Genomic DNA, 25,979 nt, shown 5'->3' on the forward strand with positions numbered 1-25,979 from the left:
CCGAATTTTGTTCGCTGACAGGAGATCCGGCATGAGCGCGCCGCCGCCCAACACAGACAGCCAGACTGCCCGCCCGACACAGACCGAAGCCGAGCAGGCCGTCCGCACTCTTTTACGCTGGGCCGGTGATGACCCGACGCGTGAAGGGCTGCTGGATACACCAGCCCGTGTCGCCCGGGCCTATACGGATTTTTTCTCCGGCTACGAAATCGACCCTGCCAGCCTTCTGCGCCGGACTTTTTCGGAAGTGGATGGGTATGACGAAATCGTGCTGCTGCGCGACATCCGTTTCGAAAGCCATTGCGAGCACCACCTGGCCCCCATTATCGGCCGCGCTCATGTGGCCTACCTGCCGCGCCAGCGCGTTGTGGGCATTTCCAAGCTGGCCCGCGTGGTGGACGCCTATGCCCGCAGGCTCCAGATTCAGGAGCGTATGACGGCGCAGATCGCCAACACCATTAATGATGTGCTCGAGCCCCATGGTGTGGCCGTCATTATTGAATCCGCCCACGAATGTATGACAACGCGCGGTGTCCACAAACCCGGCGTGTCCATGGTGACCAGCTCCATGCTGGGCGTATTCCGCGACAACTCCGACACCCGCCGTGAGCTGATGGCCATGCTCAACCGCCCCGGCACACAGGACTTCTGATCCACTGAAAACCCCCTCCCCCAATAAGGGAGGGGCGCTTTCTCGGCGACTGCGATCAGATGGAAACGCTTGCGCCCAGAACCTTGATAAACTGCGCCAGCCATGCGGGATGCGCAGGCCATGCCGGAGCGGTTACCAGTTCACCATCCGTAACGGCATCTGTCAGGGCTATATCGGCATAAACGCCGCCAGCCAGTTCCACCTCCGGTTTGCAGGCCGGGTAAGCCGAAACCCTACGCCCCTTGATGGTGCCTGCCGCCGCCAGAAGCTGCGCACCGTGGCAGATGGCCGCTGTCGGGCGGTCAGAAAAGGCGCGGACAATTTCCAGCACCCGCTCATTCAGCCGCAGATATTCCGGCGCACGCCCGCCGGGTACGATCAGCCCCAGATAGCTGTCGGTATCCACGCTGTCGAAATCCGCATTCAGCACAAAAGCATGGCCGGGCTTTTCGCTATAGGTCTGCGCCCCTTCAAAATCATGGATAGCGGTCAGCACCTTATCGCCCGCTTTTTTGCCGGGACACACGACATCCACCGCATAGCCCAGCATCAGCAGCGCCTGATACGGCACCATGATTTCGTAGTCTTCGACGTAATCGCCCGCCAGCATCAGCAGCTTGACATCATCAGACATGGGTATCGTTCTCCTTCAACCCCTCACGCAGGCGGGGCATGAGTTCCACAAAATTACAGGGCCGGTGGCGGCTATCGAGCTGGAAGACCAGAATATCATCCCAGCCATCCTTGACCGCGCCGGTCGATCCGGGCAGCGCAAAAAGATACGTCCCCCCCGCAACACCCGCGAGCGCACGCGACTGAATGGTGGATGTGCCTATCTTGCTGTAGGACAGCATGCGGAATAGTTCACCAAACCCTTCAATGCGTTTTTCCAGCACACGCTCGAAGGCTTCAGGCGTAACATCCCGCCCGGTAACGCCCGTGCCGCCACTGGTAATGACCACATCCACCAGCGGGTCTGCTATCCATGCGCGCAGTTTCTGCTCAATCTGCCCCGCATCATCGGGCACGATGGCGCGATCCGCCAGAACATGGCCAGCCGCCTCAACACGGGTGGCAAGCGTCGTCCCGGAGGAATCGGTTTCCAGCGTGCGCGTATCCGATACGGTCATGACCGCAATCCGCACCGGCAGGAACGGTCTGCTTGTATCAATTCTGGACATAAAACCTGTCTTCTCTCTACCTGAAGCGCTCCCCGCCCACACCAGACACGGCACGGCCGGTTTGCCTACCCGCTACCATAACAGCTTCGACCGCACCGTGCAGTCCCATGATCGGGCAATGGCATCATGGGAGTGGACGGCCACCCCCGCGGCTGGCAGAGTTAATCCATGCGCTATCGCCTTTTCCACCCGGCTGCGGCCCTTGCGGCCTTACTGGCCTCCCTGTCGCTGGCCTGTCCGGCCTCGGCCACAGCACCTGCGCCCTTAACAACCGTGGAAGGACAGCGGCTTGAAATTGCCCTCGCCTGCGCGGGCACACTGTCTGTCCATACAGATAGCGAGCTGAAAAACGCGGTTAGGGGCCATTGGCCGCAGAACACCACCCTGACACACCAGCCTGATGGCACGCTGCGGCTTACGCTTGAAACCTGTCCAGCCCCCTCAGCCGCACCTCAAGCCTCCGCCACGCTCGACATTACCACCCCGGCGGACATGCCTCTGGCCATTGAGGCCCCACAGGCGCAGGGCATGACACTGGATAACCGCACAGGGCCGGTTGTTGTGCATGCTGGCGCGGGGCTGACCCAGCTTGGCACGGCGGAAACGCTGGATCTGATCAGCGAGGCCACGGGCCAGATCACCATTCCAACCCTGCCGGAGTCAGCACGCCTCCGCTCTACTGGCAGCGCGAACATTACCGTCAACAAGGCCAACGGCACGGCCCTGTCGGTCTATCTTGGCGGCGCTTCGGCCTTCATGGCCTACTCGGGGAAGCTGAAAGCCCTCGAAATCACTTCAGCCAGCACACAGGACGCCATTTTCCATGGCGAAACCGAAGTCGCGGCTCTGCATGTCGAAAACAGCGGCTCCATTATCGTTGACAAGGCCAGCGGCACACTGGCGATAGAACGCGATGGGCCGGGCCAAATTCTTGTCAATCAGCCGCAGGGTTCTCCCTCCGGGCAACCCGGTGCGCCATCGGGCCACCAGCCCGCCAAAAACTGAACCACCCTAGGTAAAGGAAGACCAGACCGGTGTCGTTCAGTCGGCTGTTTATCATGCGCCCTGTCGGCACCACCCTGATGGCGCTGGCCTTTGTGGTGGCCGGGCTGTTCGCTTATCGGGCCATGCCGGTTGCCGATCTGCCCAATATCTCGGTGCCGGTCATTTACGTGATTGCCACCCAGCCCGGCAGTTCGCCCCAACAACTCGCCAGTGCTGTCACAACACCGCTGGAGCGCAGGCTGGGCCAGATTGCGGGTATCGAGAGCATGCGTTCGGACACGACAGATAGCAGCAGCTTCATTCTGCTGTTCTTCAAGAGTGACCGGGACATCAACGGGGCCGCGCGCGATGTGGAGGCGGCCCTGCGCGCGGCACGCACCGACATGCCCACAACCCTGATCATGCCGCCGCAGTATTACAAGGCCAACCCGTCTGACAGCCCGATTATGGTCACGGCCCTGACATCGCCCAACCGTTCGCCTGACGCCCTGCGCGATCTGGCGGAAACCCGCCTTACCCCGCTGCTGGCCGGGGTAAAAGGCGTAGGATGGGTGGAGCTTGTTGGGTCTGACAAATCCGCCATACGGGTGGAGATGAACCCCCAGCTTCTCTACCATTACGGGATCGGGTTTGAGGATGTGCGCTCGGCGCTGGCCTCTGCCAACGCCAACACGCCCAAAGGCTTCATTGACATGGCCGGGCAGCGCCTGACGCTACAGACCAACGATCAGGCACGAGACCCCGAGCAGTATCATGGCCTTGTCATTGCCTACCGCGATGGCCGCCCCGTGCGGCTGGATAGCATAGCCCGTGTCCATAGCGGCCCGCAAAGTGATCGCAAGGCGGGCTGGCTAAACGCAAGCCCCGCCGTGCTGGCCATTATCCGCGCCCAGCCGGGCAGCAATGTCATAGAAGTAACCGATGCCATCCGTGCCCGCGCAGCCTATTTGCGGCAGGCACTCCCGGCTGATGTCAAACTGACACTGGTTACCGACCGCTCTATCTCCATCCGTGGTGCGCTAAAGGATACGCAGGAAACACTCCTGATGTCAGTCGCGCTGGTGGTGCTGGTGGTGCTGGCCTTCCTGCGAAGCTGGCGCTCTACCTTCATTCCCGCCGTTACGGTGCCGGTCTCACTGGCTGGCTCACTCGCGGCCATGCACCTGATGGGGTTTTCGCTCGATACGCTCTCGCTCATGGCGCTAACCATCGCCACCGGCTTTGTGGTGGATGACGCCATCGTGGTGGTGGAAAACATAGCCCGCCACATGGAAGCGGGCATGGAGCGCATGGAAGCGACCCTGACCGGCGCACGCGAAATTGCCTTTACCATCCTGTCCATAACCATCTCGCTGATTGCGGTATTTCTGCCGCTTCTGCTGATGGGCGGGGTGCCGGGCCGCGTGTTTTTCGAATTCGCGATGACGCTGACCATCGCCGTCTCCGTTTCCTTTTTTCTGGCGGTCTCGCTCACCCCCATGATGTGCGCGCGCCTGCTGGCCGTACCTGACCCGCAGGCACCGCCCGCAGGCCGTAGCCGTAACCCCTTTGTATGGGCGGCACACTGTCTGGCAGACATGACGGACTGGCTCATGCACCATAGTGCAAAAGGCTATACCCGCGCACTCGACTGGACTCTGCGCCACCCGTGGTGGGTGGTGCTTTCGCTGCCGTTGAGTGTTGTCGCCACCATCGGCATCATCATCGCCATGCCCAAAACCGTCCTGCCTGCCGAGGACATTGCTCTGCTGGAAGGCTATCTGAGCGCGGATCAGAGCATTTCCTTCACCGCTATGGCGGACAAGGCCAAGCGGGTTGTCAAAATCATGATGGCCGATCCCGACATCCGCAACGTCATGGGCTTTACGGGGGAAGACGCAGCGAACGAAGCTACGCTCTTCGCCGTGCTGAAGGACAAGGACCAGCGCACCGCCAGCCCCGAAGCCATTGCCACCCGACTACGCACACAGGTTGACCAGATTGCCGGGCTGAATGCGAGCGTCTCCAATCCGGGCGACATAAACGGTGGTGGCCAGCGACAGCATGAAGGGGCTTACAGCTTCATTTTCAGTTCGGATCAGGCGCAGGATATCCAGACATGGGTACCGCGCCTGACAGACGCCCTGCGGAACAGCCGGGTGATCCGTGGCGTCAGCAGCCACCAGAGCGGAAGCGGCGCCGCCATTCATGTGGATATCGCCCGCGATACCGCCGCCCGCTATCTGGTTACGCCACAACTGATCGGCAATGCCCTGTACGATGCCTATGGCCAGCGTACGGCATCGAGCATCTCCAGCCCGTTCACCACATCCTATGTGATCATGGAGGTGGAAAAAACCTTCCGAGACAATCCTGAGCTGCTCAAAAGCCTATGGGTTTCCACTTCGGGCGGCACGGCCTCGGGGGCCGTTGCCTCCAACACGGTGCGTGTGCGCCTGACCGACAGCCACACAGCGGGCTCAAGCAGCACAACGCTTAGCGAGCAATCTTTCCGCAATGCCATAGCCAACAGGCTTGCGGGGGGTGGAGCGGGGGCTTCCAATGGCTCGGCTGTGTCCTCTCTTGAGGAAACCATGATCCCGCTGATTACGATCAGTCGCCTGATCTCACGCCCCTCGCCCCTTCAGGTCAGCCATGAATCCGGCATGGTATCAGGCACGATTTCGTTCGATCTGGCAGAAGGCCACTCCTTGAACGAAGCCGAAGCCGAAATCCGCTCCACCATGCGCGCCCTGCACACACCACAGGGACTGCAAGGCGGCTTTTCCGGTCAGGCTGGCGATCTGCACAAAGATCTGGTGAATGAACTGCTGATCATGATCGCAGCCATCGCCACCATGTATGTCACACTGGGTATTCTGTACGAAAGCTACAGCCAGCCGCTTACCATCCTGTCCACCCTGCCCTCCGCCGCCATGGGGGCTGTACTTATGCTCTGGCTGTGCGGACAACCTTTCTCGCTCATTTCCATGATTGCTGTGATCATGCTGATCGGCATCGTCAAGAAAAACGCCATTCTCATGATCGACTTCGCCCTGCAGACAGAACGTGCCGGCATACCACCGGCACAGGCCATCCGTGCCGCCTGCCTGACCCGCTTCCGCCCGATCCTGATGACAACGCTGGCCGCAGCCTTTGGGGCATTACCAATGGTTATCGGGCGCGGGTACGGCGCGGAACTGCGCCTGCCACTGGGAATCGCCATTCTAGGTGGGCTGGCCACCAGCCAGTTGCTGACACTGTTTTCCACGCCCGCCGTTTATTTAATCATGCACCGCCTGAGCGATACCGGGCGGGCCTTGAGCCACAGCGCATGGTCTTTGCTGCAAAAACGCTTTAAGACACAGCGCTGAACACTGCGCCGCCCTGTAGGCGCACCCGTTATCAACCAGACCGGAAAGACATGAGCATGTCAGACACCCTGCCCGATCGGCTGTCCGTCAACCCTGAAAGCCCCTTCTACAACGAGGCCCTGCTGGCCCGTGGTGTCGGTGTGCGCTTCAAAGGTGTGGAAAAAACCAATGTCGAGGAATATTGTGTGAGCGAAGGCTGGGTGCGCGTGGCCGTTGGCAAAACCACCGACCGCCGCGGCAACCCGCTGACCATGAAGCTGACCGGCCCGGTAGAGGTCTGGATTAAGGACTGATCTGCTTCTGGCACATGGCCCTACAATTAAATACTTTATTTAATTGTAGGGGTTTGGAATACTGCGCCGTCTAAAAGACAACGACAGGGACAAGAGCCGTGACTCAGACACAAGCCAGCACAACGCCTGACCTGCATTTCACGATCGTGATTGTTGGGGGTGGGTCTGCTGGTATCGCGCTGGCAGCACGCCTTCTGCGCATGCGCCCCACGCTGGATATCGCCATTATCGACCCCGCCACCACCCATGCCTACCAGCCCGGCTGGACACTGGTGGGTGCGGGCGCCATGAAGCTGCGCGATACTCTTGATCAGGAAGGCGGGCTTATTCCCACGGGCAGCAAATGGCTGCGCGCCGCCGCTGCCTCTTTCCAGCCTGAAGCCAACACCGTTACCTTGGATGATGGCCGTATCGTTGCCTATAACCGCCTGATTGTCTGCCCCGGCCTGCAACTGGACTGGGACAAGATCAAGGGCCTGCGCGAAACGCTGGGCCGCAACGGCGTATGCAGCAACTACTCGCGTGAGACGGTGGAATACACCTGGACCTGCATCCAGTCTCTGGCCGGGGGCACGGCGCTGTTCACCCAGCCGCCCATGCCAATCAAATGCGCGGGCGCTCCACAGAAAATTGCCTATCTGGCTTCTGATTACTGGCGCAAGAAAGGCACGTTGAGCCGCACCAGTGTTGATTTCTGTCTGGCGGGCGATGTGCTGTTCGGCGTTGCCTATTATCGCCCGGCCCTGCAGGAAGCGATTGATTATTACGGCATCAACCTGCGTTACAAAACCAACCTGATTGCGGTGGATGGCCCGGCCCGCAAGGCTACTTTTTCCGTAACCGCCCCGGATGGCACCGTTACGCAGGAAATCCGCAGCTTTGACATGCTGCACGTAACGCCGCCGCAGAGTGCGCCCGATTTCATCAAACAAAGCCCGCTGGCCGATGCCGCTGGCTGGCTGGATGTGAACCCCGCCACCCTGCAGCACAGCCGTTTCGAGAGCATTTTTGGCGCTGGCGATGTCATGAACACCTCCAACGCCAAAACCATGGCCGCAGCCCGCGCACAGGTGCCTGTTGTCTGCGCCAATGTTCTGGCCTCGCTCGATGGCAAGCCGCTGGACGGCCAGTATGACGGTTATGGCGCCTGCCCGCTAACTGTCGGTTACGGCCGGATCGTGCTGGCGGAATTCCTGTACGGCGGCAAACCCGCCCCCAGCTTCCCTTACGATCAGCGCAAGCCCAGCCGTTTTGCATGGTTCCTCAAAACAACGGTTTTCCCGCGTGTTTACTGGGATATGATGCTCAAGGGGCGCGATGTCGAACTGCCGCATCACCCCCGCTGGATTTCTGAGTAAGCACTCAGTCCGGGCCACCTACAAACGTGGGTGGCCCGCTTTACAGTCCACGATATTCGTCTTTATAAAAGAGTAGGAAAGCGGTTTTTTGCAGCACTCCAGCGTGCACGCATAACCGGATAACGCCCTGTGGGGGCCGTCCCCTGAAGGAAGATATGCGCCCTGTATTGTTCTTTTGCGCAGCGGGCATGACCCTTCGTGCAGCGGTCGCTCCCGGCAGTCATGCCGTAACGCCTTTCCTCTTTCTTTCTTCCTTGCAGGCACAAAACCCAGAATGAAACCGCCTCTGTCGGCAACTGGCCGGACGCTGATGGACAGATGGCTTCTGCCAAACAGCACGATTTTGCAGGGTGCCTGCCTGCTGGTGGCGTTTACCGTCATTCTGACGTTTTTTTTCTTTGTTTCCGAAATGCCCGTGCCCCTCAAGCACGATATGGTCGAAGCCTATGCGTGGGGCATGGAGTTCCAGCTTGGCTATCATCAGCACCCACCGTTCTGGGCGTGGCTGTGCGGCCTCTGGTTTGCCATCTTTCCGGTTACAGCCTTTTCCTTCGCGCTCCTGAGCGCGACCAACGCCGCCGTGGGGCTATGGGGCACATGGGTACTGACCGGCGAACTGATCAAAAACCCCGAGCAGCGACTGACCGCCCGCGCCCTGCCCCTGCTGACGCCATTCTTTACGTTTTACGCCTTCAAGTTTGACGCCAACACGATCTTCATTTCTCTCTGGCCGTGGACGCTCCTGTTTTTTTACCGTGCCTCCGAGCGGCATAACCGGCGTGCCACCCTGTATTTTGGCCTGCTGTGCGGCCTGTGTTTCCTGTCCAAATATTACATCCTGCTCCCACTCAGCGGCTGCGGCCTTGCCGCACTCGCCAGCGAGAACGGACGCAACTGGCTACGTTCGCGCCAGCCGTGGATTGCTGCAGCCGTCATCATACTGGTAACATCCCCGCATCTGTGGTGGCTGACACAAAATCAGGCGACACCACTTGCCTATCTGCACAGCAAGCTGAACTGGCCGTGGGCTGAAATCCTCCACCGCTTTTTCATGGCCAGCTTTGGCCTGCTTGGCATGGTATCAGTCGTGATCGGGGTAATGGTCGCTGTCTGTCTCGGCGCACGTGGGCCTCGGGCACAACATACCCCCATCACAGCGGCTCAGACACGATGGGTTGCCTTTGTTACGTTCACGCCTATCGTGCTGACACTGGCGTTCAGTATCGCCCTGCGTACCCCTGTCACCAGTGAAATGATGATCGGGGTTGTGCCCCTGCTGCCGCTACTGATTTTGCAGGCTACAGGCACCTGCCCGCCCAGACCTTTGGCCCGCACCACAATCAATCTTGTGGCGATCGGCAGTTTTGCATTGGTTATTGGTGCGCCGATTTTCATGTACTGGCGGCCACACACCAAGCGCTGGGCCAAACAGGCTCCGTTCGAAGAAGTTGCCCTGACAGGCACCCGACTATGGCAAGAGCACGTCAAGGCGCCTCTGGTCTACGTCTCGGGGTCAGAGCCCTATACCAACCTCGCAACCTTCTACAGCCCGGCTCATCCGCACAGCTTCCCCCGGCATGATCTCTCTTACGCACTCTGGGTAACACCGGAAAAAATCCGCCAGCACGGCTTGCTGTCGCTCTGTCTGGATGGCGATACAGAGTGCTTCGATGGCGCTAATCGCTACGCCACACCGCAGACGATACGTATTCCCTTGGCGCTAGCGCATCACTTCGGCCATTATACAGGTCGCATGTATAATTACACGTTCATCATCACTCCTCCAGCGGTGCCGTAGTGCTGCCAATCTCAGGTATTCTTAATCGCTATCTGGCACGACAGATCGTGCTGGGCGTTGTGGGCACCATTGCCGTGCTAACACCGTTGGTCTGGCTCATGCAGGTGCTGCACCTGCTTCCCCTGCTCTCACGACAGGGGGTGTCGTTCCTGTCGTTCCTGTGGATGATCCTGCTGATCCTGCCCGGACTGGTGGAAATCATCCTGCCTGTGGCAGTCTTTATCGCCATTCTGGTCACATACAGCCGGGCGATGGCCGACCGCGAACTCACAGTCATGCTGGCCTCGGGTCGCTCCCCCGCGCAACTGAGCCGCCCGGCCACGTTCATAACCGCTACATGCATTCTGCTAAGCTACCTGCTGACACTGGTGGTGGTGCCGTATAGTGCCCGCCATATCCACCATATCCAGCAATCGCTCCGCAGTCAGGGCGCAGTCCTGCTCCTGCAGGATGGTGTGTTTTTCAATATCATGCCCAACCTGACGGTTTACGTGAGCCAGAAGGACAGCAATGGCGAACTCCATGGCCTGCTGATCAATGATGAGCGGCAACCGGGCCATAGCTCCACCGTGCTCGCTCGTCACGGTATCATGATCATGAAGGATCATATGCCGCTGCTGGTCATGCTGGATGGTTCGCGGCAGGAAATCGACCCCCATACCGGCCATCTGGGCATGGTGTATTTTACGCAGGAAGTGCTGTCTCTCTCTCCCGAAAGCCAGCATGCTGAAGGCCCCGGCCCTGAAGAACTTCCCCTTTCCACGCTGCTTCACCCACCGGATACTGTTTCTGCACAGGAACGCGGGCGAATGATTGCGGAAGGCTGGAAACGTCTGGGAGAGCCTCTGACCTCGCTGGCTCTGGCCGTCATTGCACTGAACGCGACCCTACGCGGCCAGTTTTCGCGTCAGGCTTCTGTCCAGCGGCCTGCATGGGCTGTGCTGGCAGTTATTTCCTTTATTGCGCTTAATCTGATGCTGCATTCCCTGTCGGTCAAACATGCGGTGTTCGGCATTGTTTCACCCGGTATTGCGCTTCTGGTAGGAGCCATTGGTCTGTTCAGGCTACGAGACAGGAAAAGCTGAGTTTCAGCCCGTACCTGCCCACCTGAAACACCGGCCTTTAACGCGATGGGCGCTCGGCCTGTGCGGAGGCTGGCTGACCTGCCGTATTGAGCGCCTGCGCGGTAAGGTAGCCTGCGGTCACACTCGCCATGCACAGGGCGAGTGAAAGCACGATATTGAGCATCGCACGCAGCACAGCCCCTTGCCGCAGTAGATCAAGTGTCTGAAGACTGAAGGATGAGAAGGTGGTAAACCCGCCGCAAATCCCCACCATAAAAACCAGCCGCACCGTTTCAGAAGCAGCAAAGCGTCCATTGCTCGCTGTCAGCGTACCAAAAAATGCGATGGCAAAAGAGCCGCTCACATTGATCAGGATCGTACCCCACGGTAGCCACTGGCTCCAGCGCAGGGCAGCCAGCCCGCCCCAGTAACGCAGCAGGGTGCCAAATGCGCCCCCCAGCCCGATCATGACGGTTGTCGCCAGCCGTGTTTCCATCACCTTCTCTACTCCTGCGTCAGCCAGCCAGCCCCGGCGCATGACGGGTCAGGATTGGCAGGGTGCCATGAGCCAGAATATCCTGCGTGGGGCCACCAAACAGCCATTCAATGAAATGCGGTCGCGTATACGCGCCCATAACCAGCAGATCACCACCAGCCGCAAGGGCATGCTGGCGCACCTGCTCGCCTGTATCCACCGCACCCAGCAGAAAACGCTCAATACGCACCCCTACCCCCAACCGCGCCAGGTCTCCAGCCAGCGGTGGATCTGCCACCTCATTCGGAGTCCGTTCACCAATAACAAATGTCACGCGATTGGCGCGCTCAAGGAGAGGGCGTGCAGACTGCACAGCCAGATCAAGCGCGTGAGACGGATGCCACGCAACAACCGGATACTGGCCAAAAGTCGCATAATGCTGCAAAGGCGCAATCAGAACCGCAGCGCTGGCATCATACAGGGCAGCGGCAAACGCTTCGGCCACGGCGGCTTCATCTTTGGGGCGGGGACGGCTCAGCACCGTTATATCCGCCTCACTGGCCCCACGCGCGACAAGACTGCGCACATCTCCCACCTGTTCCGTCCAGAGGGTCTCCCGATTGGGAGTGACCGCCTGTGTCCACTCCCGCACGCTCTGGCGCAGGGTATCGGCCTGTGCCGACACAGTATGAGTGAAACGCTCATGCTCCGCCACACCGGGCATGCCTTCATCGGGCGAAAGATAATCCGGGTCACGCGCTGGCTGAACATGCAGGATACGGCTTTCAGCCGGGCCAAGTCGCTCTAAAAGCCCGGCCAGCGCCTCAAGTGTAAAAGGCGCTGTATCCACTCGATCCAGAACAGCCAGCAGGCGCATGGTAACCTCTCTGCAGTGTCAGACCTCGTCGCTGTCTCTCTTGGGCAGCAAGGCTGGCACGAAAACGAGTGTCGCAATGAGCGTACAGCCAAGCGAAAGCAACAGCAGGCGTCCCATACTGGCCGTGCCGGGGTGGTGCGACATGGCCAAAGACCCGAACGCCGTGCCGGTTGTCAGGGCGGAAAACAAGACAGCCCGGGCTGTAGGCGAAGCCAGCGGGAAATGCACGCCATCGCGCCAGTTCATGACAAAGTAGATATTGAACGAAACCCCCACCCCCAACAGCAGCGGCAGCGCAATGATATTGGCGAAGTTCAGTGTTTCAGGCAGCACCACAACAAGCACGACCGTCATCAGCGCGGAAAGCATCAGCGGAGCAAGCACAAGCCCCATATCCTTCACCCGGCGCAGGGCCAGCAGCAGGATGACGGCAATCATCGCCACAGCGGCCACAGCCGCCTGCTCGAAGGCACGGACAATGGAATTAGCGCTCTCGACAATATCCACCGCAGGCCCGGCAATTGCAGGTTCGAGTGTTTGCACGGCGGAAACAAAATGGTGCAGCGCCTCAGAGCTGGTCATCAACCCATTAGGATGCACCTCAACAAGCGCGCGTCCGTCTGGCAGCAGGTAATCATCAGCAATATCATGAGGAATATCGCTAATTTTGACTGGTGTCGCCTGCAACATGGTGCGGAGCTGATCCAACTCCGCAGGCAGGAAGCGCACCAGCGCCTGATTGGCGGCCAGAACAGAGTCATCCGACGCCTGAGACAGTTTAAGCAGTGCGGACTGGATACGGCGCAACGGGTCCTGTGCGGGCAGGCTGTCCAGCACCCCCGCCAGCGCTTTGGCCGTTGCCGCTGCTGAGGCCCGCAGCGCCTCGGCATCAGGCGCGGGTTTGGTCTGCTCCACCATAAGGGTAGGCAGCAGCATGGAAGCCGCATCCTGAATAAGCGGTAGTTTCTGATCCTGATCGACCGGCACGAACGACCCCAGCCACATGGCGTCATGCACCTGCGGCAGTTCCGCCAGCCTGTCGGCCTGCTGATGCGCATCATCCAGCGAAGCCGTCAGCAGTTCGGCGCTGTAAGGCGATGTCTGCGGATTGTCGATCAGCAACCGCAGCGCGCGCATGCCTTCGGAATGCGGGTTTTTGGTATGAAGCGGATCACCATCAAACTGTAGCCGCGGCACAAGAGCCAGCCCGATTACGGCAATAACCGCAAACGCAGCCAACAACACCTTGCGAAAGCGGCGGATCGCCACATCAACCGGCCGCATAAAAGTGTAGCCCATGCTCGGGCAGTTCAGCGGCGGGCGGCAGATTTTAAGCAAAGCAGGCAGCAGGCTGGTGGTACAGACAAACGCCACCATCATGCCTACACCGGCAATCAGGCCAAGCTGGGCCACGCCAAGAAAGGCTGTCGGGGTAAAGGCCAGAAACCCGGCCGAGGTGGCCAGAGCCGCCACCAGAATCTGGTGCCCGGTTTCCTCGCCTGTCATCCGCAGGGCTTCGAACATCCCCTGTGCGCCCGGTTCAGACGGATTTTGCGCCCGAAACCGCACCGAGAACTGGATGGCAAAATCAACGGCGATCCCGACGAACAGAATGGCAAACGCCACAGAAATGAGGTTGAGGGTACCCACGGCAACAGCAGCAAAACCAGTCGTGAGCAGCAGCCCCACCACCAGCGTAATGACAATCGGCACCACAACCCGCCATGAGCGCACAGCAAGCGTAAGCCACAGTGTTACCAGTGCCAGAGAACCAACCAGCCCTGCGACCATACCTTCCGCCACGGTGGCGAATTCTTCGTCATTAAGCTGAACATCGCCGGTCATCTGCACATGGGCATGACCGTTACGAACAAATTCAAGAGAGTTGATAGCCGCACGCATGGCATCGCTGGCCTCGCCCCCCGGCTGGAAGGAGCCGAAATCCAGATTCGGCTTGGTCACCACAAACTGGTAACGCCCGGCCAGATCGGACAACTGACCGCCCAGAAGCCTTTCCCATGACAGGGGAGACGGATGCCCGGCGGCCGCCTGCTCCAGCGTATTGGCAAAACCGGTCAGCGGAGCCTGAAACCCCGTAAGGTTGGCCTGCCCCTGCTTGATCCCTTCCGCAATCAGCGAAAGGGCGCCAAACAGCCCTCGGGCTGAAGGGTCCTGTGCCAGAGCCGCCAGAAAAGGCTGGGCTGCGATCGTATCATCCAGAATGGACGTAAGCGGTTTGACATCAAGGAACATCAGACCGTTACGAATCAGATAGGGATTGGCGTCCGGCCTGTGCGCAAAGGCAAAATGCTTGTGATCGGCCGAGAGTTTTTCCGCCAGAGCGCGGGCTGTCTCTGCCCCTTCCTCCGGCAGATCGGCCTCGATCACTGCAACCAGAAGGTTCTCCTTCTGCGGGAACAGGCGGCCCATCTCATCGGAACGCTGCTTCCACGCCAGCCGTGGAGAGAGCATTTTGCTGGTGTCGGTTGTAACACCCAGGCTGGTCATGCCCGCGTAAACGCTCGCACCCGAGAGAACAACAAACAACGCTACCACCGCCCAGGCGTGGCGGGCGCATAGCGTAATGAAACGGCCTATGAATGCGAACAGCATGATAAACGACGGAACCCTGTTCTAGATCTGGAGTGCAGGCTGTCGGGGCAGACACCGGAAACTGCTCTGGTTTGCCCAACCCCCTCGCCAGACGCAAGAGAGGATATGCACCGGCATGCTCTAAGAGCCTGATCGGGAGAGGCGTGAGCCGCCTGATCGGGCAGGCCGGGCCGACCAGGCATGCTCCAGCCATTGCCACAGAACGAGAGAAGGAAGCCCCCAGGCAATTTCGCGCAGACGCTTGATGAGAGAGAGCGCTATGGCCACCGGTGGCGCAATGCCAAACAGGCTACCCACAACAATATACCCCCCTTCGGACACACCCAGCCCGCCAGGCACGGCAAAACCGGCTGACTTGGCCGCCTGCCCCACGCCTTCAATCACAAAAGCCTGTGCCAGCGTGCATCCATGCCCCATGAAATGCAGGATAAGCCAAACCTCGAACGTACCCAGCACCCACGCCATAAGCTGCAGAATGATACCGGTAAAAGCGTTGTGCCCGCTTTTATAGAGGGACATGACCTCTGTATGCAGGCCGCGAATGCCATCCACGCCATTCCAGCCCAGATGGGCGGCAATCCGCACCAGGAGTTTTTCAATGAGGGCGACGGCCCCCAGCCACTGGCTGGCAAACACGCCCACGCCGATCACCAGCAGAACCACCGCACTTTCCATGAGGTGATCCGTCACGCTGGAGCGGTGCACAAGAAACAGGAGCAGGGTCAGCCCCGCACAGGTGAACAAGACCTGACTAAGCAGTTCGAGCGTCAGATCGCAGATAGTCGCAGCCGCCGCTCTGCGGCCCCCTATACTGCGCCGGGCCAGCAGGCGGCTGGACATGACCTCGCCCCCAACCTGCGCAACAGGCAGCAGGTTGTTAATGCCTTCACGCACGCAACGGAGCAGAAAAAAATCCTTCAGATGCAGGGCCGGGCCTGATGCCCCACCACACAGCACCCGCCATGCCTGAGCCGACAGGCCCACCTGCACCGCATGAAAGACAATAACGGCAACAATACCCCAGCCACAGCTGACAACCAGCGTCAGTATGGCCTGTGCGCCAAACTGAACCAGCATCCACACGGTAAGAGCCAGCCCGATCACACCAGCGGCACATGTTACCCGCTTCATGTCCTTCCCCTGCTCATCTGCCGCTTTTCAGCCGCCCAGCCTGACGCTGGAAACATTAACCCGCGCGAATGCTCCGCAGCAGGGCCAGAGACTCCACACAGGCGGCGGCGGCTTCACGGCCTTTATTGTGCACATCATCGGATGAACGAATCGTTGCCTGTTCTTCCGTATAGGTTGTCAGCACCCCAAACGCGATGGGCACTTCCGTGGCCAAGGACGCCTGCATAATACCCACTGTCGTGCCAAGGCTGATAAACTCGAAATGCGCCGTATCACCCTTAACAACACAGCCGAGGCAGATCACACCTTCATAACGTCCGCTTTTGGCCAGTGCCTGCGCCAGCAACGGCATTTCAAACGCGCCGGGCGCTGCCAGAATATCCGCATCCGCGATGGCAATATTATGTTCGGCCAGCCAGGCCACAGCACCATCGCGCAGGCCACCCGTAACGGGCTCATTAAACCGGCTGACAATCAGCGCCAGACGCGGTGCGGGAGAAAGTGCCGCCAGATCAGGCAGGGAAACAGGAGAACGGGTGCCCATTGTACTATCGTATCCTTAAAAACAAAAAACTTCAGACCAGCGCATCCTGATCGACAGATGTCGCGGCAAAACCATCCAGATGGTGGCCCATACGCTGCCGTTTGGCGCGCAGATACGCCTGATTGAACGCATTGGCCGGGATTTCCAGCCCGATTCTTTCGCGCACGACAAAGCCCCGCGCTTCCAGCGCACGCACCTTGGCTGGATTATTGGTCAGCAGGTTCAGCTCGCCAATCCCCAGACTACGCAAGATACCCGAAGCGGCATGCCAGTCCCGCGCATCCGTTGCAAAACCAAGGCGATGATTGGCATCAACCGTGTCCAGCCCGGCATCCTGCAATTCATAGGCGCGGATTTTATTGACAAGGCCAATGCCCCGCCCTTCATGCCCGCGCACATACACCAGAACCCCGCATTCCGCCTGCCCGATCGCACGCAGCGCCGCCTGAAGCTGGGAGCCGCAATCACACCGCAGCGAACCAAAGGCATCGCCCGTCACGCATTCCGAATGCAGGCGCACCATCGGCACGCTTCCGGTGCTGACATCGCCCTTAACAAGGGCCACGTGCTCCATGCCGTTCTTGTCACGAAACGCATGAATGCGCAGCTCATCACCACCATAGGCACTGGGCAGGGCAGCCTGAGCGAGATCAGGCAAGGCAGGCTCCACCACGCCAGCCGGGCTGCCCGGCAAAGGCGCCTGTGCAACCGGGTTGATACCCTGTGCACCAATCCATGCCGCCAGTTCCGCAATAGAAATAATGGGCATGTCGTGCAGACGCCCAAAAACCTCAAGCTGGGGACGGCGGGCCATCGTGCCGTCTTCGTTCAGGATTTCGCAGATAACGGCGGCAGGCTTCAGCCCCGCCAGCCGCAGCAGGTCGATCGAACCCTCGGTATGGCCAATGCGTTCCAGCACACCACCGGGGGCCGCACGCAGCGGAAAGATATGGCCGGGTGTCGCAATATCCTGTGCGCTGGCCGTCTCCGAGGCCGCCACCCTCACCGTATGGGAACGGTCTGCGGCGGAAATGCCGGTGCTCACCCCTTCGCGCGCCTCGATCGACACCGTAAAGGCCGTGCCGTGGCGGGCCGTGTTGTCATCCTGACGCACCATCATGGACAGGCCCAGACGTTCCACCTGCTCAGGCACAAGCGGCAGGCAGACCAGACCACGCGCATGGGTGATCATGAAGTTCATGGCTTCAGGCGTCATGAACTCCGCCGCCATAACCAGATCGCCTTCGTTCTCGCGATCCTCATCATCCACCATGATCACCATGCGCCCGTTACGCACCGCATCCAGCGCGCGCAACAGGGCCGCGGATGGCTGCCCTGCAACGGGCAGCGTGGCACGTTCGCCCGACTGGGCTGTCATTTTGTCCGGCATTGTGCCTCCACGTATTTTGCAATCACATCTACTTCGACATTCACACGATCCCCGTCAGACAGGGTGCCAAGTGTCGTATGTGTCCAGGTATGCGGGATGATCATCAGCCCGATATCAAACACGCCATCATGCTCCGCCCCCAGCGTGTTGAGGGTCAGGCTGATACCGTCCAGCGCGACAGAGCCTTTTTCCACCATGTAGCGGCGCAGGCTGGCGGGCACTTCAAACACGACCCGCCGCCCCTCGCCTTCGGGGGTGCTGCCTTTATAACGGGCCACGGCATCCACATGCCCCTGCACGATATGCCCCGAAAGCCGGGTGGAGGGTGTCACTGCCCGTTCCAGATTGACCCGGCTACCAGCTTCAAGCGCACCCAGCGTGGTACAGCCAAGTGTTTCCGCACTGACAAAAAACCGCACCGGGCCTGACTGTACTGCCGCAAGTGCAGTCAGGCAGACACCATTGAGCGCAATGCTTTCGCCCTCGGCCACGTTGGTCAGATCGCTTTCGACCTCCAGCACCAGCGCATGAGGCTGGCGCTCAAGCCCGACAACACGCCCGAGCGATTCGATTATACCAGAGAACATGCAGCCTCCTGCGTGCAGCGCGCCCACTCCGCAAACAGCGAAAGCGGCGTAACATCCTGCCGGGTTGAAACGGAAAAATGATCCTGCCCCTGCGTATCCTGACGAATGGTCAGCCAGTCATCCCACAGAGCGCTCCGGCGCAGGGTTTCAAGCAGGGTCGGGCCAGCCTCTACCAGAAGCCACAAAGCCTCGGTGCGGGCGAGCAGGTCTGGCAGGGCGGCACTGTCCGGGCAGAACTGCACATCAAATACCTGCTCACGACTGGCAAGCCAGTCTGCTGGCACATTGGCCTGTTGGCCGCACACCACCAGCAACCGCCGACGTTCAGGGTGATCTTCCACATGCCGGACTGTCAGATCGGGCCTGTCCGCCCGTGCTGTGCCTGTTCCGGTTATGATACCATCGGTCACACGCCGCAGGGCATGAGCGAACCGCAGGGAGTCCGGTGAAGTAAAGGTTGTCCGCCCAGCCGGGGGCAACATGGACCCCGCACTATCGAGCGCCTGTTTGACCGTAATCCACGGCCGCCCGCGCACGGCCTTGCTGACAAATGGCGCCAGCAACGCACGGCAGCGGTTCAACACACTTTCAGCATGCGCACTCTGGGCAAGCCAACGGACATCCAGCCCACGCTCCGCCAGAAAAGCCGCACCACCGCCCTGCACATGAGGATTGGGGTCCGCGCAGCCAATCCACACCGTGCGCACCGGCGTGGAAAGCAGAGCCTGCGTACAGGGAGGGGTACGGCCGGTGTGATTGCAGGGCTCAAGCGTAACAACAGCGGTATGAATACGCTCGACCACACCGAGTTGCCGGGCCTGTTCAACCGCCAGACGCTCGGCATGGGCCGCCCCTGCACGGTGGTGCGCGGCAATAACCAGCACCGTGCCGTTTGCATCCAGCAGCACGCAGCCTACCGCCGGGTTAGGGGCTGTACGCCCCATAAAGCGCCAGGCTTCAGACACGGCGAGGTCGAACGCGGCGCCTATAGCCGCCGGCATTTCATACGCCCATGAATGTTGAGTGCTGCTCACCCTGATTTCTCTCATCCATCCCATACACCGGACGGACTCAGGGCTTAACGAGAAAACACGCCCCCACCTCTCCCACGCAGGACGCGGGTCAGCCGGGAGAAATCCCTCGCGTTCTCTTTCATCCGGACTATCACCGTCGGCCCCGGAATTACACCGGATCTGCTGACCCCGCCGAAACGGGCGCTCGCGGGCTTACAACCTGATAAAAGGCTGCTTACCGCCGGTAGGGAGTTACACCCTGCCCTGAGAACGTCACCACCACCTTTGCAGTGATGCTGTTAATCAAGATGGGGGTAAGCGTCTTTCGTTGCAAGAGCTAAAATGACTGCGCTGTCAGCCCGCACCCGTGGCTGCCCCTCACGTTTTGGTGGGGCACGCCCCCCGACTGTTACTTGCATGCAATAGCCGGGCACTTTTTTACTTCAGCAACACAATACAGGATTTCTGTCGCATGATTGTCGCATTTCCGACACGATCTGACGCAGAAACAAAATAGACTGAAAAATTATTTTTCCTTTATATATAAACATTATTTCCGTTTTTTATTTGATTATAAACGCACTGAAAAACCATTCCCAACCGCGAAAACAGCCGTTCCGGCCGCTCATTTAATTGCACTTCGTAACAAAGCATATTACCGAATAATTACATTACCCAGCGTAATTAAACAGACATTCAATAAGTAATTATGAAGGATACTGACCGTATGGCCCTTACCCGCAGAAAACTGGCCGGTTTTTCCGCGCTTACCCTCGCATCCTTCGTCGCTTCACAGGCCGCCACACCGGCTCACGCCGAATGGCACCCGTTTGCGACAACCGCAACCAAGAGCAAGGGCTTTTCACACTGGCTGTCCGATATTACCCTGACCGGACTGATTGATGGTGGCATTATGGCCAACCCGGCCCGCCCCACTGATGGTTATAACTACGGCAACTTCTTTGCTGATCACGCCAATCAGGCACAGCTTAATCAGGTGGTGCTGACGCTGCAGAAAGCCAACACTGGCGATGCCAGCGAATATCAGGTTGGCTTCACCCTGCAGGGCATCTACGGTTCGGACTCGCGTTATTACCACCTTGTTGGCATCAGCGATCAGGAATGGAACGCCCGTTACCAGCTCATCCCCGCGCAGGCCCATGTTGATGTGCATCTGCCTTGGGCCACGGATGGCGGCCTGGACATGCAGGTCGGTATCCTTCAGGCCCCCATGGGCGTGGAAGTCATGGACCCGACGGCACGCCCCTTCTATACGCTGGCGTATACATCCCAGTATTCCGTGCCTTTCGAGCATGTGGGGGCCATGTTCAACTGGCATGTCAACAAGACTGTGGATGTCACCTTCGGGATCGATACCGGCAATCAGGTCACGTTTGGCTCATCTGACAACAACTCCCGTCCTGCCGGGTATTTCGGTATCAACCTCAACAACCTTCTGGGCGGCAAGCTGAAGATTGTTGAACTGAGCCGTGTCGGCCCGGAAAACCCCACGAGCACGGTAGCTGGTTATGGCTATACAGGCCGCGTGTCCAATCAGGCTGAACGCTTCTGGAACGACATCAACGCAACGCTGCAGGTCAATGACCGCCTGAGTGTAACGGCGGAGTTCAACTACCTGCATGATCAGGGCACGCGCACACCGTATGGTTCCAGCGGCCCCTTCAAATCGGCTGATGCCTGGAGCGTTGTAACCTTCCTGAGCTATGTCGTCAGCCCAAGCGTGACTTTCAACTATCGTGGCGAAATCTACCGCGATAACAACAACCTGATGGTCACGACCTTTACTGGCAACAACTCATATATGAACGCCATCGCGGGCCGTGGTTACACAACATACTCAAATGGTGGTCAGGCCAGTGATCGTGGCACCACTTATGGCGAACTAACGCTGGGCATCAACTACCACCCCGATCTGGGCAAGCATGTGCGCGTGTTCGCCCTACGGCCTGAAATCCGCTTTGACCGCTCACTCAACAATACCCACGTTTTCAACGGCGGTCGTAACAACGGCATGTTCACCTTTGGTGGCGATGCCATGATCGGCTTCTGATCTAACGCTCCCCGCCCTCTCTTTTCCTACCTTCACGGGTAAAGGCAAAGAGAGGGTGGCCATTTCAAACAGCGAAATCATTTAAAACAGCCTCTTGGGTTGCTATTACATGGCCCGGGTTCTGATCCGGGGCAGACTATTGCCCCGGCGCATGGCCTTCTCTACAATACAGAACGTTCATTTCTGTCTTTTTTTCCATATCTTATTTAACGATCTTTTAACCGGTTTTGGCGCGGAATAAACCATCGTCCGTCCCGGAAACTGGAGTCATGAACCATGTCGGCCACGTCATCCGCTCAACAGCCCACCCCAGTTTCCTGGCAGAAAACCAATGTCAGCCCGGATTCTGCCGGCAATAGTGCCGCCGCTGCTCATGACAGCGCCACCAGCTCTGACAAAAAAGCGGAAGTAGAGGCCGATACCATCGCCCTGTCCGCTGCGGCCCAGCATGCGCTCAGCAACAGCGCTGGCAGCACCTATTCAGACAGCAGCATTAATAACCTGAGCGCCATGCTTGATGCCGCAGCCTCTGTCATCAACAACGCATCCACCCCCTATGCCCAGAAGGTTGCGGCTTATGGCGCGGTGGAGCATCTGAAATATCTGCTCGTCAACTCTCCCTCCGCCAATGGGGCGGACAGCAACGTCAACATGTATTCGTCCCGGCTGGACAATATCGGCCTGCAGTTCCGTACCGCTACCGCCAACTACACGTATCAGGCAATGCTCCAGCACGACACATCCAGCTCGGATGCGGGTGCCCAGAGCAATTCCGACAACCAGAATCTTGCAGCCAGCACCATCACCACACTCGGCTCTACCGCCGATGACAGCAGCAACAGCTCGGCGCAGAACGCGCAGTCCAGCGCTGCCGCCGCCAGCGTAACCGGCAGTGTGCAGCACACGACCCATACGCACAAACACCATTCCGACATCAACAACGCCTAGGCCCGTAGCCCGTCCAGCGGTTAAAACCGCGTGGACGGATGCCTGACACTCCTGTATGCCCGAATTCTGTTACCAAAAGCCCGGAGCGGATGTTCCGGCTTTCGCTCGCCGTTATGCAACAGGCCGGGTGAAAGTGTCTTTCGGATACATGAAATGGGAAAGACAATGCAGATTGCCGTCGTCGGGCTTGGTTATGTCGGGCTTTCAAATGCCATTTTACTTGCACAGCACCATACTGTTACAGCGGTAGATATAGACGCGGAACGGGTGGCGAGCGTCAATCGCCGGGAATCCCCCATTATTGACGACAGGATTACCGAGTTCCTGAATGACCGCGCACTGTCCCTACAGGCCACAACAGACCTGAACGCCGCCTGCCATGATGCGGAGCTGGTCATTATCGCCACGCCCACAAATTACGACCCCCATACGAATTCTTTCGATACGTCCTCTGTGCAGGATGTGATCAAGCGCGTTCTGGCCATTAACCCTATTGCCACGCTGATTATCAAATCGACCATTCCGGTCGGGTTTGTGGATGAGCAGCGCCAGACCCATGCAACGGACAGGATTATTTTTTCCCCCGAGTTCCTGCGTGAAGGTCGCGCCCTGCACGACAACCTATATCCGTCACGCATCATCGTAGGGGATCACTCCGAGCGCGCCCGGCAATTCGCCCACCTGATGGCCGAAGGCGCTGCCAAAACCGATATTCCCGAACTGTTTACCGAACCAGCCGAGGCCGAAGCGATCAAGCTGTTCGCCAACACCTATCTGGCCATGCGGGTTGCCTTTTTCAACGAACTCGACAGCTATGCTCTTGCCCGCGGCATGAGCGCACGCCAGATCATCGAAGGCGTTTGCCTCGACCCACGGATCGGCCAGCATTACAACAATCCGTCTTTTGGCTACGGCGGCTACTGCCTGCCCAAGGACACCAAGCAGCTTCTGGCCAATTATACACAGGTACCGCAGAATCTCATCAGCGCCATTGTGGATGCCAACAGAACCCGCAAGGATTTTCTGGCAGATCATATTCTGGCAATGAACCCGCGCGTGGTGGGCATTTACCGTCTGGTCATGAAAGCATCCTCGGACAATTTCCGCCAAAGCTCCATTCAGGGCATTATGAAGCGGCTCAAAGCCAAGGGTATCGAAGTCATTGTCTATGAACCGACCATGACGGAAGACCTGTTCTTCGGCTCTCAGGTCATTCGTGATCCGGCCACGTTCAAGGCCCGCTCGGACGTAATTATTGCCAACCGCATCACCCCGGATCTGGGCGATGTCGCAAACAAGGTCTTTACCCGCGACCTGTTCGGCACCGACTGACCTACAGAGGTTCAGGCTCCTGAAGGCCCCCTCCCCTAAGCCCTGTCAGCGCAGGATATTAGCCCGCAGGCGGTGGCTTAGGGTATCCGCGTGCCTCTTTAGCAAATGCGGCGCGTGCGTGAATGGCAAAAAATGCCAGTAGCGTTGCAGAAAACAGCACGAGGCTATAGGCCGCTCCGATCGTACCCCAGACACGCACCATCAGAAACAGTACAGGCAGATTAACCAGCACGTTAAGCACCTGAAACCGGAACAGCGCATGCAAACGCCCGGTGACGACAAGAAATGGTTCAAGCGGCAGACCCAGAATGGTTAACAAAGCCCCGCAGACCAGCACCGGCAGCAGGTAGCCCCCACCACCGTGGATACCCAGCAGCAGATAAAGAACCTGATCACCAAACAGGCTAACCACCAAAAGCGCTGCACAGGCAAAAAGTAGGGCTGAAAAAAAGAGCTTTCTGATAACCCGGTGCATTTCCTCCATCCGCCCTTCTTCGCGCAGATGCACAAACTCGGGATAAAGGGCTGGCATGAACGTACGCATAGGCCGAACAAGGCCATTGGATATCTGGTCAGACACCTTGTAAATGGCGGCTTCCGTTGGCCCTATACTGCCGCCGATCAGCAAAATTGGCAGCTTTTTGGTTGCGGCCAGCAAAATCTTGTTCAGACTGGCCATAATGGTGAATGTCCATGCCCCTTGCATAAACGCAGGCGTGTGCAGGATTTGCCGCCAGCCGAAACAAGCAGGTTCATATTTTTTCAGGGCGTAAAACGTTGCGGCCATATCAGAAAAAAACAGCACAACCGAGGAAAGCAGCCAGACATACAGAAAATACGTCAGGCCCATATGGGCATAATACCCCACCATACTGGCCAGAATACGGAAAGATGCGGTCAGGCCATTACCAAATGTCAGATAGGTAAACTTGTTCAGAAGCCGGACCGTGCCAACACACCAGCCGGTTTTATCGAAAAACACAAACAGCAGGCAAATATCCATTACCGGATGCAGCGGCCCGGTCCAACCCAGCCACGAAGATAAACACCACAGCCCGCCTTCGCCGATCAGATAGCCAACAGCCCCACTCAAAAAATCAAGCCGCATACCAAAGCGTAGCACATGATACAGATCAGTCCGCCGCCCTTCACGGTAAGGGGCGGCCCCATAATGCAACACCGTTTGCCATGAGAGCAGGCTGGTAAGATCGGAAATGATCTCTATGTACGAAATAACCAGCAAAATCTGCCCAAATGTCGCAATACCAACAGCCTGCACCGTATACGGTATGTAGATAAAACTCGCTGCGGCGGCGATACCTTTTTCAAACAAAAGAACCGCTGCATTCCATGCAATCCGTGTCATCGGTGTTTTACTACGACTGCTCATAAAACCCCGTTCCGCTGGCCTATACCCGAGCGGAAGCAGGTTCTGCACAGGTGTTCAAGCAGGGTGCGTATTGTATCGGGTAACGGAAAAATATCTTTATGGTAAAGCAGAGTGCCAGAAAGGGCTGCTCGCACCAGTTCATCATGTTTTTTACCCATCAACCCATTAATAGCGCTCAAAAACCGCGCTGTCCGGTTTATATCCTCGGCAGGGTAGAGAATGCGCAGCGTATCAAAAAACGCCACATGACGGCTGATAATCTTGCGGAGTGCATGAAACCGGGCAGCCGTTAGCCCCGGACTATCAAGAAACGCAGGAATACGGGCAATTTCAGCATGGAGATACGCATTGATAGTCCATGCGTCACCAACCCGCGCCCGCTGCACCATGTGCGCACGCCACCGTGCAAAAAAGGCTGTCGCCAGAACGCTCATTCCTACTCCACACAAAAAAGCCCGACCGGCAGAAGCGTTTCTAAAAGCATCCTGTGCTTCGCCCATCAGGGTGGAGGTCGCCTCGTATAGAAATGGCCTTTTATGCGCTGGCGTATAAAGACAGAATGCAAACCCCATATGTTTGTAACGCGCCCGAATCTGCTTCAATACCGCCCGTTCAGGCTCGGGCAGATCGCGCAGGCCTATGAGCTGGCGGGCCAAACCTGCCATTACGGATGACTGCGGCCCCTGTTGCCAAAGCTGGCGACTGAGGTTCAGGCATTCGGCAAACTGGGTCTGGCTAAAACCACCGGGGAAATGATCGGGCAAGGCAATGTGTTCATCAACAACATCATTGACCGCAATCGCAGCCAATAGCGCATCAAGCGTCTCGTGTGGAAACTGAACCCGAACAGACATGACCTGAACCCGCAACCAGAAAGCGCCTCATGCCTGCATGAGCAGAAGCG

22 protein-coding genes and 1 riboswitch are annotated in these 25,979 nt (G+C 58.5%); of the genes, 10 read left to right on the forward strand and 12 right to left on the reverse strand.

Going from position 1 to position 25,979, the window contains the following annotated elements:
- Nucleotides 1-31: 31 nt before the first annotated feature.
- Nucleotides 32-652, forward strand: coding sequence for a GTP cyclohydrolase I FolE (gene folE / locus J2D75_RS04545; protein WP_207853263.1), 621 nt, complete (start codon nt 32-34; stop codon nt 650-652).
- Between the two features lie 55 nt (nt 653-707).
- Here the strand turns inward: folE and J2D75_RS04550 are convergent, their stop codons facing one another.
- On the reverse strand, nt 708-1,286 hold the full coding sequence (locus J2D75_RS04550) for a DJ-1/PfpI family protein (RefSeq protein WP_207853265.1): 579 nt from the start codon (nt 1,284-1,286) through the stop codon (nt 708-710).
- Complete coding sequence (moaB, locus tag J2D75_RS04555) at nt 1,279-1,833, reverse strand: molybdenum cofactor biosynthesis protein B (protein ID WP_207853267.1); 555 nt, start codon at nt 1,831-1,833, stop codon at nt 1,279-1,281. The genes J2D75_RS04550 and moaB overlap by 8 nt, the downstream gene beginning before the upstream one ends.
- 168 nt (nt 1,834-2,001) lie before the next feature.
- Here moaB and J2D75_RS04560 point away from each other — a divergent pair, with 168 nt between their 5' ends.
- From J2D75_RS04560 to J2D75_RS04585, 6 genes are all read left to right on the forward strand, one after another.
- Nucleotides 2,002-2,838: a hypothetical protein gene (locus tag J2D75_RS04560; protein ID WP_207853269.1), complete on the forward strand. Its 837-nt coding sequence runs from the start codon at nt 2,002-2,004 to the stop codon at nt 2,836-2,838.
- Between the two features lie 29 nt (nt 2,839-2,867).
- Nucleotides 2,868-6,191: an efflux RND transporter permease subunit gene (locus J2D75_RS04565; protein ID WP_207853271.1), complete on the forward strand. Its 3,324-nt coding sequence runs from the start codon at nt 2,868-2,870 to the stop codon at nt 6,189-6,191.
- 56 nt (nt 6,192-6,247) lie between these two features.
- Entirely contained in the window at nt 6,248-6,484 is a 237-nt protein-coding gene (locus J2D75_RS04570) for a DUF3297 family protein (RefSeq protein WP_025859932.1), read from the forward strand.
- 98 nt (nt 6,485-6,582) lie between these two features.
- A complete protein-coding gene (locus J2D75_RS04575; protein ID WP_207853273.1) occupies nt 6,583-7,842 on the forward strand; it encodes an FAD-dependent oxidoreductase in 1,260 nt (419 codons plus the stop codon).
- A gap of 274 nt (nt 7,843-8,116) precedes the next feature.
- Nucleotides 8,117-9,640 carry a glycosyltransferase family 39 protein gene (locus tag J2D75_RS04580; RefSeq protein WP_207853275.1) on the forward strand — a complete coding sequence of 508 codons (1,524 nt, stop codon included), beginning with the start codon at nt 8,117-8,119 and terminating at the stop codon, nt 9,638-9,640.
- A complete protein-coding gene (locus J2D75_RS04585) occupies nt 9,640-10,725 on the forward strand; it encodes an LptF/LptG family permease (RefSeq protein ID WP_207853277.1) in 1,086 nt (361 codons plus the stop codon). Before J2D75_RS04580 ends, J2D75_RS04585 begins: the two co-directional genes overlap by 1 nt.
- A gap of 37 nt (nt 10,726-10,762) precedes the next feature.
- On the opposite strand, the gene crcB is transcribed toward J2D75_RS04585, so the two are convergent.
- From crcB to ribD, 8 genes are all read right to left on the reverse strand, one after another.
- Nucleotides 10,763-11,200 carry a fluoride efflux transporter CrcB gene (gene crcB, locus J2D75_RS04590; RefSeq protein ID WP_207853381.1) on the reverse strand — a complete coding sequence of 146 codons (438 nt, stop codon included), beginning with the start codon at nt 11,198-11,200 and terminating at the stop codon, nt 10,763-10,765.
- A 19-nt stretch (nt 11,201-11,219) separates the two neighbouring features.
- A complete protein-coding gene (locus tag J2D75_RS04595; RefSeq protein ID WP_207853279.1) occupies nt 11,220-12,056 on the reverse strand; it encodes a universal stress protein in 837 nt (278 codons plus the stop codon).
- A gap of 18 nt (nt 12,057-12,074) precedes the next feature.
- Nucleotides 12,075-14,669 carry an MMPL family transporter gene (locus J2D75_RS04600; RefSeq protein ID WP_207853281.1) on the reverse strand — a complete coding sequence of 865 codons (2,595 nt, stop codon included), beginning with the start codon at nt 14,667-14,669 and terminating at the stop codon, nt 12,075-12,077.
- Nucleotides 14,670-14,789: 120 nt separating this feature from the next.
- On the reverse strand, nt 14,790-15,800 hold the full coding sequence (locus J2D75_RS04605; protein ID WP_207853283.1) for a flippase-like domain-containing protein: 1,011 nt from the start codon (nt 15,798-15,800) through the stop codon (nt 14,790-14,792).
- 55 nt (nt 15,801-15,855) lie between these two features.
- Nucleotides 15,856-16,344 (reverse strand): 6,7-dimethyl-8-ribityllumazine synthase, encoded by a 489-nt coding sequence (gene ribH / locus J2D75_RS04610; RefSeq protein WP_207853285.1) that lies wholly within the window; start codon nt 16,342-16,344, stop codon nt 15,856-15,858.
- Nucleotides 16,345-16,375: 31 nt separating this feature from the next.
- Nucleotides 16,376-17,722 (reverse strand): 3,4-dihydroxy-2-butanone-4-phosphate synthase, encoded by a 1,347-nt coding sequence (gene ribB, locus J2D75_RS04615; RefSeq protein ID WP_408736739.1) that lies wholly within the window; start codon nt 17,720-17,722, stop codon nt 16,376-16,378.
- Entirely contained in the window at nt 17,719-18,321 is a 603-nt protein-coding gene (locus J2D75_RS04620) for a riboflavin synthase (RefSeq protein WP_207853289.1), read from the reverse strand. Before J2D75_RS04620 ends, ribB begins: the two co-directional genes overlap by 4 nt.
- Nucleotides 18,306-19,322, reverse strand: coding sequence for a bifunctional diaminohydroxyphosphoribosylaminopyrimidine deaminase/5-amino-6-(5-phosphoribosylamino)uracil reductase RibD (gene ribD, locus J2D75_RS04625; protein ID WP_207853384.1), 1,017 nt, complete (start codon nt 19,320-19,322; stop codon nt 18,306-18,308). The genes J2D75_RS04620 and ribD overlap by 16 nt, the downstream gene beginning before the upstream one ends.
- 139 nt (nt 19,323-19,461) lie before the next feature.
- A riboswitch (FMN riboswitch) is annotated at nt 19,462-19,610 on the reverse strand.
- Nucleotides 19,611-20,061: 451 nt separating this feature from the next.
- Between ribD and J2D75_RS04630 the strand changes: the two genes are divergently transcribed.
- The 3 genes from J2D75_RS04630 (at nt 20,062) to J2D75_RS04640 (ending at nt 23,685) form a co-directional block, all read left to right on the forward strand.
- Nucleotides 20,062-21,405 (forward strand): outer membrane beta-barrel protein, encoded by a 1,344-nt coding sequence (locus J2D75_RS04630; RefSeq protein WP_207853291.1) that lies wholly within the window; start codon nt 20,062-20,064, stop codon nt 21,403-21,405.
- A 276-nt stretch (nt 21,406-21,681) separates the two neighbouring features.
- The gene (locus tag J2D75_RS04635) at nt 21,682-22,353 is read left to right on the forward strand and encodes a hypothetical protein (RefSeq protein WP_207853293.1); all 672 of its coding nucleotides are present in this window, start codon (nt 21,682-21,684) and stop codon (nt 22,351-22,353) included.
- Between the two features lie 165 nt (nt 22,354-22,518).
- Nucleotides 22,519-23,685, forward strand: coding sequence for a nucleotide sugar dehydrogenase (locus J2D75_RS04640; protein ID WP_207853295.1), 1,167 nt, complete (start codon nt 22,519-22,521; stop codon nt 23,683-23,685).
- 58 nt (nt 23,686-23,743) lie between these two features.
- Here the strand turns inward: J2D75_RS04640 and J2D75_RS04645 are convergent, their stop codons facing one another.
- A complete protein-coding gene (locus J2D75_RS04645) occupies nt 23,744-25,075 on the reverse strand; it encodes a lipopolysaccharide biosynthesis protein (protein ID WP_207853297.1) in 1,332 nt (443 codons plus the stop codon).
- Nucleotides 25,072-25,929, reverse strand: a complete 858-nt coding sequence (locus J2D75_RS04650; protein ID WP_207853299.1) for a hypothetical protein — start codon at nt 25,927-25,929, stop codon at nt 25,072-25,074. The genes J2D75_RS04645 and J2D75_RS04650 overlap by 4 nt, the downstream gene beginning before the upstream one ends.
- Between the last annotated feature and the right edge of the window lie 50 nt (nt 25,930-25,979).

Source organism: Acetobacter suratthaniensis (assembly GCF_017377745.1).
Classification (GTDB): Bacteria; Pseudomonadota; Alphaproteobacteria; order Acetobacterales; family Acetobacteraceae; genus Acetobacter; species Acetobacter suratthaniensis.

Coding starts and splice junctions, on each gene's coding strand:
- folE (WP_207853263.1), top strand. CDS start 32: ATGAGCGCGCCGCCGCCCAACACAGACAGCCAGACTGCCCGCCCGACA.
- J2D75_RS04550 (WP_207853265.1), bottom strand. CDS start 1,286: ATGTCTGATGATGTCAAGCTGCTGATGCTGGCGGGCGATTACGTCGAA.
- moaB (WP_207853267.1), bottom strand. CDS start 1,833: ATGTCCAGAATTGATACAAGCAGACCGTTCCTGCCGGTGCGGATTGCG.
- J2D75_RS04560 (WP_207853269.1), top strand. CDS start 2,002: ATGCGCTATCGCCTTTTCCACCCGGCTGCGGCCCTTGCGGCCTTACTG.
- J2D75_RS04570 (WP_025859932.1), top strand. CDS start 6,248: ATGTCAGACACCCTGCCCGATCGGCTGTCCGTCAACCCTGAAAGCCCC.
- J2D75_RS04580 (WP_207853275.1), top strand. CDS start 8,117: ATGAAACCGCCTCTGTCGGCAACTGGCCGGACGCTGATGGACAGATGG.
- crcB (WP_207853381.1), bottom strand. CDS start 11,200: ATGGAAACACGGCTGGCGACAACCGTCATGATCGGGCTGGGGGGCGCA.
- J2D75_RS04595 (WP_207853279.1), bottom strand. CDS start 12,056: ATGCGCCTGCTGGCTGTTCTGGATCGAGTGGATACAGCGCCTTTTACA.
- J2D75_RS04600 (WP_207853281.1), bottom strand. CDS start 14,669: ATGCTGTTCGCATTCATAGGCCGTTTCATTACGCTATGCGCCCGCCAC.
- J2D75_RS04605 (WP_207853283.1), bottom strand. CDS start 15,800: ATGAAGCGGGTAACATGTGCCGCTGGTGTGATCGGGCTGGCTCTTACC.
- ribH (WP_207853285.1), bottom strand. CDS start 16,344: ATGGGCACCCGTTCTCCTGTTTCCCTGCCTGATCTGGCGGCACTTTCT.
- ribB (WP_408736739.1), bottom strand. CDS start 17,722: ATGACAGCCCAGTCGGGCGAACGTGCCACGCTGCCCGTTGCAGGGCAG.
- J2D75_RS04620 (WP_207853289.1), bottom strand. CDS start 18,321: ATGTTCTCTGGTATAATCGAATCGCTCGGGCGTGTTGTCGGGCTTGAG.
- ribD (WP_207853384.1), bottom strand. CDS start 19,322: ATGCCGGCGGCTATAGGCGCCGCGTTCGACCTCGCCGTGTCTGAAGCC.
- J2D75_RS04630 (WP_207853291.1), top strand. CDS start 20,062: ATGGCCCTTACCCGCAGAAAACTGGCCGGTTTTTCCGCGCTTACCCTC.
- J2D75_RS04635 (WP_207853293.1), top strand. CDS start 21,682: ATGTCGGCCACGTCATCCGCTCAACAGCCCACCCCAGTTTCCTGGCAG.
- J2D75_RS04640 (WP_207853295.1), top strand. CDS start 22,519: ATGCAGATTGCCGTCGTCGGGCTTGGTTATGTCGGGCTTTCAAATGCC.
- J2D75_RS04645 (WP_207853297.1), bottom strand. CDS start 25,075: ATGAGCAGTCGTAGTAAAACACCGATGACACGGATTGCATGGAATGCA.
- J2D75_RS04650 (WP_207853299.1), bottom strand. CDS start 25,929: ATGTCTGTTCGGGTTCAGTTTCCACACGAGACGCTTGATGCGCTATTG.